This is a genomic window from Microbacterium hanjuni, assembly GCF_043556395.1.
In the GTDB taxonomy this organism is placed as follows: Bacteria; Actinomycetota; Actinomycetes; order Actinomycetales; family Microbacteriaceae; genus Microbacterium.
Map to the genome: position 1 here is coordinate 580,831 of NZ_JBIGIK010000003.1, position 10,919 is coordinate 591,749.

The 10,919-nt window shown below is 62.6% G+C and carries 2 protein-coding genes and 3 rRNA genes; 2 read left to right on the plus strand and 3 right to left on the minus strand.

Features of this window, described 5'->3' with window-relative positions:
- Positions 1–33: 33 nt before the first annotated feature.
- Together ACFXP5_RS15135 and ACFXP5_RS15140 are read left to right on the plus strand one after the other, a co-directional pair.
- The gene (locus ACFXP5_RS15135; protein WP_394545403.1) at positions 34–2,874 is read left to right on the plus strand and encodes an MMPL family transporter; all 2,841 of its coding nucleotides are present in this window, start codon (positions 34–36) and stop codon (positions 2,872–2,874) included.
- Positions 2,871–4,973, plus strand: coding sequence for a YhgE/Pip family protein (locus ACFXP5_RS15140; protein ID WP_394545405.1), 2,103 nt, complete (start codon positions 2,871–2,873; stop codon positions 4,971–4,973). Before ACFXP5_RS15135 ends, ACFXP5_RS15140 begins: the two co-directional genes overlap by 4 nt.
- 419 nt (positions 4,974–5,392) lie before the next feature.
- Here the strand turns inward: ACFXP5_RS15140 and rrf are convergent.
- From rrf to ACFXP5_RS15155, 3 genes are all read right to left on the minus strand, one after another.
- A 5S ribosomal RNA gene (rrf, locus tag ACFXP5_RS15145) occupies positions 5,393–5,509 on the minus strand.
- Positions 5,510–5,616: 107 nt separating this feature from the next.
- Positions 5,617–8,722: ribosomal RNA gene (locus ACFXP5_RS15150) — 23S ribosomal RNA — on the minus strand.
- Positions 8,723–9,146: 424 nt separating this feature from the next.
- A 16S ribosomal RNA gene (locus tag ACFXP5_RS15155) occupies positions 9,147–10,668 on the minus strand.
- The 16S, 23S and 5S rRNA genes sit together here, the layout of an rRNA operon.
- Positions 10,669–10,919 lie beyond the last annotated feature (251 nt).

Here is a 10,919-nt window from a genome sequence, read left to right on the forward strand (position 1 = left end):
CGTATCGAACTCGTCTGAACGATCGGAGCATCCGTGTCCACACTGCTGTACTCGCTGGGCCGTTGGGCGTACCGCCACGGGGTGCGCGTGCTGCTCGCCTGGGTCGTGATCCTCATCGCCGCGGGCGGGAGCGCGGCCCTCTTCGGGCAGGGCACGGACAACTCCTTCTCGATTCCGGGCACCGAGTCGCAAGAGGGCCTGGCGCAGCTGTCGCGCACGTTCCCACAGGCGAGCGGAACCAGTGCGCAGATCGTGGTGGTCGCAGCATCCGGGGACAGCGTGGAGGATGCGCCCTACCGCGACGACATCGAAGACACCGTCTCCCAGCTCGGCGACCTCGACGGCGTGCTCGCCGTGACCGACCCGTTCGATCCGATGGTCTCCGGGCTCGTCAGCGACGACTCCGACGCCGCGATCATCCGCCTGCAATTCAACGGTCAGGCGACCGACGTCTCTCCCGAGGCGAAGGCGACCCTCGCCGACGTCTCCGATGCGCTGGGGGCAGAACTGCCCGCCGGGTCGCAGGTGGCCCTCGGTGGCGACCTCTTCGGCACCTCCGTCCCCGGAGTCACCATCACCGAGGCGGTGGGCCTGCTCATCGCCCTGCTCGTGCTCATCGTGACCTTCCGCTCCTTCGTCGTCGCGGGTCTCCCGCTCCTCACCGCCATCATCGGCGTGGGCCTGTCGATGGCGCTGATCTTCGTCGCGACCGCCTTCGCGTCGATCTCCTCGACCACCCCGCTGCTCGCGCTCATGCTCGGCCTCGCGGTCGGCATCGACTACGCCCTGTTCATCGCCGCCCGACATCAAGACCAAGTGCGCGCCGGAATGGACCCCGAGGAGTCGGCTGCCCGGGCGACGGGCACCGCCGGCTCGGCCGTCGTGTTCGCGGGCGTGACGGTGCTGATCGCGCTGATCGGGCTGTCGTTCGCCGGCATCCCGTTCCTCACGACCATGGGCATCGCCGCGGCTGTCGCAGTGGCGATCGCCGTGCTGGTGGCCCTCACCCTCACGCCCGCGATGCTCGGCTTCGTCAAGGGACGCGTCGTCGGACGGGTGCGCCGGCCGCGACCCGCGCCTCGTCGCCGCGCAGTCTCCGATGACGGAGAGTCCCCGGAGACGGATGCTGCGCCCGCCCCGGTGGCCGTGGGTAAGACGAAGACCAACCCGTGGGTCGCGCTGGTGTCGAAGCATCCGATCGTCGCGACCGTCGCGGTCGCAGCCACGCTCGGCGTGCTCGCCATCCCCGCCTCGAGCCTCGCCCTGGCCCTGCCGAACGCCGGGATGCTGCCGGAGTCGAACCCCGCGCGTCAGAGCTACGACCTGGCCGCCGAGTACTTCGGCCCCGGTATCAACGGGCCGCTGATCATGACGGGAACGATCGTCACCTCGAACGACCCCGTCGCCCTCATGGACGACCTGGGCGACGAGATCGCACAGCTTCCCGGTGTCGCCCGCGTCGCTCTCGCGACGCCGAACGAGACCGCCGACACCGGCATCGTGCAGATCGTGCCCGAGACCGCTCCCGACGACCCCGCCACCGCCGAACTCGTGCGCGAGTTGCGCGCACAGCACGACCGCCTGCTCGACGAGTACGGGATCGACCTCAAGGTCACCGGATTCACCGCGGTCGCGATCGACATCTCCGACCGGCTCGGGGCTGCCCTCGTGCCGTTCGGCATCTTCGTCGTCGGGCTGTCGTTCATCCTGCTGATGGTGGTGTTCCGCTCGGTCGCCGTGCCCATCACCGCCGCGCTCGGGTACCTGCTCTCGGTCGCGGCCGCGTTCGGAGTCGTCGCGGCCGTCTTCGAATGGGGATGGTTCGCCGACCTCCTGCACATCACCCGCACGGGCCCGGTGATCAGCTTCATGCCGATCGTGCTCATGGGCGTGCTGTTCGGACTCGCGATGGACTACCAGGTCTTCCTCGTCACCCGGATGCGCGAGGACTACGTCCATGCCCGGGCCCGCGCCGGACGCTCGTTCGGCGAGCCCGGGGTAGCGCGGGCCACGGCCGTCGACGCCGTCCGCTCGGGATTCTCCGCGACCGCCCGCGTGGTCACGGCAGCGGCCATCATCATGTTCGCCGTCTTCGCGGCGTTCGTGCCCGAGGGCGACTCCTCGATCAAGCCGATCGCGCTCGGCCTCGCCGCGGGCATCGCCGTGGACGCGTTCTTGGTGCGGATGACGCTGATCCCGGCACTCATGACGCTCCTGGGCGACAAGGCCTGGTGGATGCCTCGGTGGCTTGACCGCCTGCTCCCCCACTTCGACGTGGAGGGCGAGGCGGTCGAACGCGAGATCGCCCTGCGCGACTGGCCGGGCGAGGGCTCCACCGCGGTCATCACCGCCGCCGAGGTGGGATTGGTCGTGCACGACGAGACCGTCTTCGACGACCTCACACTCACGCTCGAACCCGGCGCCGCCGCCGTGCTCGTCGCGGACGACACCCGGGCATCCCAGGCCGCGGTGTTCGCGCTCGCCGGGCGGGTCGCGACCACCTCCGGGCGACTGCGCGTCGCCGGGCACCTGCTGCCGGGACGCCTGTCCTGGGTGCGGGCGCACGTCGCGATCGCGCGGTTGGACGAGGCGAGCGATCCGCTCACCGAGCTGCATCGAGCGCTCACCGGATCGCCCGGGCTCGTCGCCGTGATCGGGCTCGATGTCGTCGCCCACGGCACGCTGCGCGATGAGGCTGCGGCTCTTCTGCACGAGGCAGCTGCGAGCGGCACCTGGTCGCTCATCGCCTCCGCCGCCGACCCTCACGCCGCGCGCCTCCTCCTGGATGAGGCCGGGTGGGCGAATGCCCGCACGGTGCGCGTGTCCGACTCTCCCTCCTCCCGTCTCACCGAATTGCACGAGGTGACCGCATGACCCTCTCCCCCTCCGAGCCGAAGCGTCGTACCCGCCGCGCACCCCGTGTCGAGCGAGCGGCTTCCCGACGGCCGATCACGTGGCTGACGATCGTCGGTGCGCTGCTGCTGCCGGTGATCATCGGCGGCATCCTCGTGTCCGCGCTCTACAACCCCGTCGATCGGCTCGAAGACATCCCGGCAGCGATCGTGAACGACGACGAGCCGGTCACCCTGAACGATCAGGTCGTCCCCCTGGGGCGCCAACTCACCGCCGGACTCATCGAGGGTTCCGACGACCTGCCGAGCAACCTCGACTGGACGATCACGAACGATGAGGATGCTGCGGCCGGACTCGCCGACGGAACCTACGCCGCGGTCGTCACGATTCCGAAGAACTTCTCCGCTGCAGCGACGTCCACTGCACCCGGATCCACGCCCGAGCAGGCGACCATCTCCGTCACCACTCCGCCCGACAGCCTCGTGGTGGACGACGCGATCTCCGCTCAGGTGACCCAGGCGGCAGCATCCCTCACCGGTCAGATGCTGTCGACGACCTACCTCGAGAACGTCTTCCTCGGCTTCACCACCCTCGGCGACCAGCTCGGTACGGCCGCGGACGGTGCGAGCGATCTCTCCGACGGAGCCCGCTCCGCAGCCGATGGCGCGACCAGCCTGGCCGACGGCGTCGGACAGCTCGCCACCGGCGCCGACGCCCTGGCGAGCGGCGCGACGGCGCTCGCGTCAGGCGCGACGCAACTCTCGACCGGAGCGACCCAGGCGGCCGCGGGTGTCGACGCCCTCTCCTCGGGCGCCTCCGAGATCGCCACGAGCGGGCGAGCACTGTCCGACGGGGTGCAGGCCATCTCCTCCGGCCTCCCCGCCGACCTGCCCGGCACCGCGCAGCAGCTGGAGGCGGGAGCCACCGGAGTCGCCGGCGGGACGACGACCGTTCAGTCGCAGACCGCCACCGCGGCCGAGCAGCTGCAGACGCTCGCGACCGACTGCGCTGCGGCGGACTCGGGAGTGCCGGCCGACTTCTGCGCCCGCGTGTCCGACGCCTCCGACGACGCGCAGGTCACGGCCGGCACGGCCGCTCAGGTCGCGTCCGGCGCCGGCGCTCTCTCGGCCGGCGTCGTGCCGCTCGCGCGCAGCCTGCCCCAGCTCGGGGCGGGCCTGCAGACGATCGGATCCGGCCAGCAGCAGCTCGCCGGCGGACTCGACCAGCTCTCGGCGGGAGCTGCCACCGCCGCGGACGGCGTGGGCAGCCTCGCCAATGGAGCCGCATCGCTCTCGACCGGTGCCGCGCAGCTGTCCACGGGAGCATCCCAGCTCGCCGACGGTGCCGATGCGGCGTCGACCGGGGCGACCGACCTCGCCGGCGGCGTCGGTCAGGTGGCCGACGGCGCAGCGTCCCTCGCCTCGGGCCTGCGCCAAGCGGCCGACAGCCTCCCCTCCTACACCGACGCTCAAGCCTCGAGCCTCGCCTCGGTCGTGGCCGATCCGGTGGCGGCGGAGGGGATCAACTCCAACCTCTTCGGCGGCACCGCGATCCCGCTGCTGGCGACCGCCGCCCTCTGGTTCGGCGGACTCGGTACGTTCGTGGCCCTTCGTGCCGTGAGCTCGCGGGTCTTGAGCTCTCGCCGCCCCTCGGCGCTGTTGGCGCTCAGCTCTCTCGCTCCGGCCGCCGCGATCGGTGCCGCCCAGGGCCTGCTGGTCGCCGTCGTCGTGCAGTTCGCGGCCTCGTACGACTGGGCCGACTGGTCGCTGTTCGCCGTGCTCTGCGTCGTGGCCGGCGTCGCGTTCGCCACCGTGCATCAAGCGCTCGTGGCCGTCTTCGGCGGAGCCGGACGCTGGATCGCCGCGATCGTCGGCGTGCTCGCCGTCGCCACCGGGATCGTCTCGACCGTGCCCGGAGTGCTGATGTCCGTCGCCTCCTTGGCGCCGACCTCCCCCGCGTATCAGGGCATGGTCGCCGCACTCACCTCCGCGGGCGGATTCGGCGCCGCCGTCGTCGGCCTCGTCATCTGGTCGGTGCTCGCGTTCATCGTGACCACCGTCGCCGTCGCACGCCGCCGTTCGCTCTCGACCCGGCAGGTGCTGAGCGCCGTCCCCGCCTGATCCCGCACCACCCCGTCGCGACACTTGTTCGGACGGGCCACGGAGCCCCGCTCCCCTGTCACAAATGGTGGGTCACACCCACGCTTCGTGACAGGGGAGCAGCGCTCGGTTGAGGGGCGGGAACGACTGCTCACCTGTCACAACTACTGAGTTGTACCCGCGGTTTGCGACAGGGGAGCAGTGCTCGGTTGAGGGACGGGAACGACTGCTCACCTGTCACAACCAGTGGGTTTGTACCGGCGGTTTGCGACAGGGGAGCAGCAGTTGCGCCGTGTGGGCGGGCGGATACTGGGGCACGAGCCGGCGATACCCGGCCGGCCCTCGAGTCGCTGGGGCAACAAAAACAGGGCCACCCGTAGCGGGTGACCCTGTTAACGCGAAATGGCCACCCATCGTTGGGTGGCCATTTCTCGGAAGAAGTCCGGCGGTGTCCTACTCTCCCACAGGGTCACCCCTGCAGTACCATCGGCGCTGAGAGGCTTAGCTTCCGGGTTCGGAATGTAACCGGGCGTTTCCCTCTCGCTATGGCCGCCGAAACACTATTGATGTTTCAGTCAAAGCACATGACGAATTGTCATTGTTGTGCGGGTTTCCGACCGTACATCGGGAACCACTCAGTGGACGCAAGCACCAAAAACGGTGTGTTATCAAGTCATCGGCTTATTATACCGGTCAGCTTCACGCGTTACCGCGCTTCCACATCCGGCCTATCAACCCAGTAGTCTGGCTGGGAGCCTCTCGCCCGAAGGCATGGAAGTCTCATCTTGAGGCCGGCTTCCCGCTTAGATGCTTTCAGCGGTTATCCATCCCGAACGTAGCTAATCAGCGGTGCTCCTGGCGGAACAACTGACACACCAGAGGTTCGTCCAACCCGGTCCTCTCGTACTAGGGTCAGATCCTCTCAAACTTCCTACGCGCGCAGCGGATAGGGACCGAACTGTCTCACGACGTTCTAAACCCAGCTCGCGTACCGCTTTAATGGGCGAACAGCCCAACCCTTGGGACCTACTCCAGCCCCAGGATGCGACGAGCCGACATCGAGGTGCCAAACCATGCCGTCGATATGGACTCTTGGGCAAGATCAGCCTGTTATCCCCGAGGTACCTTTTATCCGTTGAGCGACAGCGCTTCCACAAGCCACTGCCGGATCACTAGTCCCGACTTTCGTCCCTGCTCGACCTGTCAGTCTCACAGTCAAGCTCCCTTGTGCACTTACACTCGCCACCTGATTGCCAACCAGGTTGAGGGAACCTTTGGGCGCCTCCGTTACTTTTTGGGAGGCAACCGCCCCAGTTAAACTACCCACCATGCACTGTCCCTGAACCGGATTACGGTTCGAAGTTAGATATCCAGAGTGACCAGAGTGGTATTTCAACAATGACTCCACAAGAACTGGCGTCCCTGCTTCACAGTCTCCCACCTATCCTACACAAGCCACACCGAACACCAATACAAAGCTATAGTAAAGGTCACGGGGTCTTTCCGTCCTGCTGCGCGTAACGAGCATCTTTACTCGTAATGCAATTTCGCCGAGTTCGCGGTTGAGACAGTTGGGAAGTCGTTACGCCATTCGTGCAGGTCGGAACTTACCCGACAAGGAATTTCGCTACCTTAGGATGGTTATAGTTACCACCGCCGTTTACTGGGGCTTAAATTCTCAGCTTCGCCTTACGGCTAACCGGTCCTCTTAACCTTCCAGCACCGGGCAGGCGTCAGTCAGTATACATCGTCTTGCGACTTGGCACGGACCTGTGTTTTTAGTAAACAGTCGCTACCCACTAGTCTCTGCGGCCTCCAAACGCTTTCGGAGTAAATCCTTATACGTCGAAGGCCCCCCTTCTCCCGAAGTTACGGGGGCATTTTGCCGAGTTCCTTAACCACGATTCTCTCGATCTCCTTGGTATTCTCTACCTGACCACCTGAGTCGGTTTGGGGTACGGGCGGCTGGAACCTCGCGTCGATGCTTTTCTTGGCAGCATAGGATCACCCACTTATTATCCGCATCGTGTCTCAGCCTTCATGAGTGACGGATTTGCCTATCACTCGGCCTACGCACTTGCACCCGGACTACCATCGCCGGGCTGGGCTACCTTCCTGCGTCACACCTGTTAATACGCTAACCGCACCAGCATGGGGTCGAGCGTTCACACGACAGTCATCACCCCGAAGGGATCCGAACAAAGCCGAGCTAGGACTCTTAGCACCACTGGATTAGCTTGGGCGGTTCTTCGCCGGTACGGGAATATCAACCCGTTGTCCATCGACTACGCCTGTCGGCCTCGCCTTAGGTCCCGACTTACCCAGGGAAGATTAGCTTGACCCTGGAACCCTTGGTCTTTCGGAGGACGTGTTTCTCACACGTCTTTCGCTACTCATGCCTGCATTCTCACTCGTGTAGCCTCCACGGCTGGTTCACACCGCCGCTTCGCTGGCCACACGACGCTCTCCTACCCATCAACACGGCTGGACCACGAAGGCCTACCAAAAATGTCAATGCCACAACTTCGGTGGCGTGCTTGAGCCCCGTTACATTGTCGGCGCGGAATCACTTGACCAGTGAGCTATTACGCACTCTTTCAAGGGTGGCTGCTTCTAAGCCAACCTCCTGGTTGTCAAGGCAACTCCACATCCTTTCCCACTTAGCACGCGCTTAGGGACCTTAGATGGTGGTCTGGGTTGTTTCCCTCTCGACTATGAAGCTTATCCCCCACAGTCTCACTGCTGCGCTCTCACTTACCGGCATTCGGAGTTTGGCTGACGTCAGTAACCTTTTGGGGCCCATCGGTCATCCAGTAGCTCTACCTCCGGCAAGAAACACGCAACGCTGCACCTAAATGCATTTCGGAGAGAACCAGCTATCACGAAGTTTGATTGGCCTTTCACCCCTATCCACAGCTCATCCCCTCAGTTTTCAACCTAAGTGGGTTCGGTCCTCCACGACGTCTTACCGTCGCTTCAACCTGGCCATGGATAGATCACTTCGCTTCGGGTCTAGGACACGCGACTGAATCGCCCTATTCAGACTCGCTTTCGCTACGGCTACCCCACTCGGGTTAACCTCGCCACGTATCGCTAACTCGCAGGCTCATTCTTCAAAAGGCACGCTGTCACCCCTACTAAGGAGGCTCCAACGGTTTGTAAGCAAACGGTTTCAGGTACTATTTCACTCCCCTCCCGGGGTACTTTTCACCTTTCCCTCACGGTACTTGTCCGCTATCGGTCATCTGGGAGTATTTAGGCTTATCAGGTGGTCCTGACAGATTCACACGGGATTTCTCGGGCCCCGTGCTACTTGGGATACTCTTCGCGTCAAGAGAGGCATTTCGACTACGGGGTTGGCACCCTCTATGACCGGCCTTTCAATGCCGTTCGTCTATACCTTCTTGTAACGCCGGCTGCTCGGCAGAGCAACCTGAAAAGTCCCACAACCCCGAACACGCAACTCCTGCCGGATATCACACGTACTCGGTTTAGCCTGTTCCGGTTTCGCTCGCCACTACTAACGGAATCGCGGTTGCTTTCTCTTCCTGTGGGTACTGAGATGTTTCACTTCCCCACGTTCCCTCTACCCGCCCTATATATTCAGGCGGGAGTCACTAGGTCGGCAAGCCGCCCAGCGGGGTTTCCCCATTCGGACACCCTCGGATCACAGTGTGCTTATCCACTCCCCGAGGCTTATCGCAGATTGCTACGTCCTTCTTCGGCTCCAGATGCCAAGGCATCCACCGTTTGCTCTTAAAGACTTGAAATCACATGAGTTTCATCAAAGAATCGCACCCGACCAAAAGTCGGGGCGGAAATTGATTAATGATCTTTAAGATCATCTTGAACGAGACAAACCATAAAGGCTCATCTCGAAGATGCTCGCGTCCACTGTGTAGTTCTCAAAGTACGGGCGGTACCCCCTCCATCCACCACACACAGCAGCGAACAGAAAAGGGCCCTAGAGGTTCGTCCACGCCACCCGAAAGCGGCGCATCCGGTCCCTCAGGACCCAACAGCGTGCATGTACTAACTTCCTCAACCGAACCCGTTCCCACCGCAAGCGATGTACTAAGACTCGACCAACTCGGCCAGCACCTTGAAAATGTTCCACCCATGAGCAAACCCCTCGGAAACATTCGAACCGAGCGGGCTCTGGGATCCCCCGAAAGGAATCCAGAAGCTCCTTAGAAAGGAGGTGATCCAGCCGCACCTTCCGGTACGGCTACCTTGTTACGACTTAGTCCTAATTACCGATCCCACCTTCGACGGCTCCCTCCACAAGGGTTGGGCCACCGGCTTCAGGTGTTACCGACTTTCATGACTTGACGGGCGGTGTGTACAAGACCCGGGAACGTATTCACCGCAGCGTTGCTGATCTGCGATTACTAGCGACTCCGACTTCATGAGGTCGAGTTGCAGACCTCAATCCGAACTGGGACCGGCTTTTTGGGATTCGCTCCACCTTACGGTATTGCAGCCCTTTGTACCGGCCATTGTAGCATGCGTGAAGCCCAAGACATAAGGGGCATGATGATTTGACGTCATCCCCACCTTCCTCCGAGTTGACCCCGGCAGTATCCCATGAGTTCCCACCATTACGTGCTGGCAACATAGAACGAGGGTTGCGCTCGTTGCGGGACTTAACCCAACATCTCACGACACGAGCTGACGACAACCATGCACCACCTGTTTACGAGTGTCCAAAGAGTTGACCATTTCTGGCCCGTTCTCGTATATGTCAAGCCTTGGTAAGGTTCTTCGCGTTGCATCGAATTAATCCGCATGCTCCGCCGCTTGTGCGGGTCCCCGTCAATTCCTTTGAGTTTTAGCCTTGCGGCCGTACTCCCCAGGCGGGGAACTTAATGCGTTAGCTGCGTCACGGAATCCGTGGAATGGACCCCACAACTAGTTCCCAACGTTTACGGGGTGGACTACCAGGGTATCTAAGCCTGTTTGCTCCCCACCCTTTCGCTCCTCAGCGTCAGTTACGGCCCAGAGATCTGCCTTCGCCATCGGTGTTCTTCCTGATATCTGCGCATTCCACCGCTACACCAGGAGTTCCAATCTCCCCTACCGCACTCTAGTCTGCCCGTACCCACTGCAGGCCGGAGGTTGAGCCTCCGGATTTCACAGCAGACGCGACAAACCGCCTACGAGCTCTTTACGCCCAATAATTCCGGATAACGCTTGCACCCTACGTATTACCGCGGCTGCTGGCACGTAGTTAGCCGGTGCTTTTTCTGCAGGTACCGTCACTTTCGCTTCTTCCCTGCTAAAAGAGGTTTACAACCCGAAGGCCGTCGTCCCTCACGCGGCGTTGCTGCATCAGGCTTTCGCCCATTGTGCAATATTCCCCACTGCTGCCTCCCGTAGGAGTCTGGGCCGTGTCTCAGTCCCAGTGTGGCCGGTCACCCTCTCAGGCCGGCTACCCGTCGACGCCTTGGTGAGCCATTACCTCACCAACAAGCTGATAGGCCGCGAGCTCATCCCTGACCGAAGTTCTTTCCAAACATTGACCATGCGGTCACGTCTCATATCCGGTATTAGCAGCTGTTTCCAACTGTTATCCCAGAGTCAGGGGCAGATTGCTCACGTGTTACTCACCCGTTCGCCACTGATCCGAGAAGCAAGCTTCTCATCACCGTTCGACTTGCATGTGTTAAGCACGCCGCCAGCGTTCATCCTGAGCCAGGATCAAACTCTCCGTAAAAGAAAAATGCATACGAAACCGGAATAGGTAACGCAGCGAGTTTGAACTGACGATCGGATGTCATTACTGACAAATCCGTTTAATCTCAAAAGAATCTCACCAACCAACCCAAAGGGCTGGTTGCGAGGTTTTTTGGCATTTTGACAAGTGCACGCTGTTGAGTTCTCAAGGATCGGATGCTCCCACGTCCAGCTTCACAGCCTTCCGCAGGGCAACTTCACTACCTTATCCCCACCACCCCAACATGTCAA

What these genes read in the sequence shown, in the direction of transcription:
- ACFXP5_RS15140 (WP_394545405.1), top strand. Translation starts at nt 2,871, where the DNA reads ATGACCCTCTCCCCCTCCGAGCCGAAGCGTCGTACCCGCCGCGCACCC.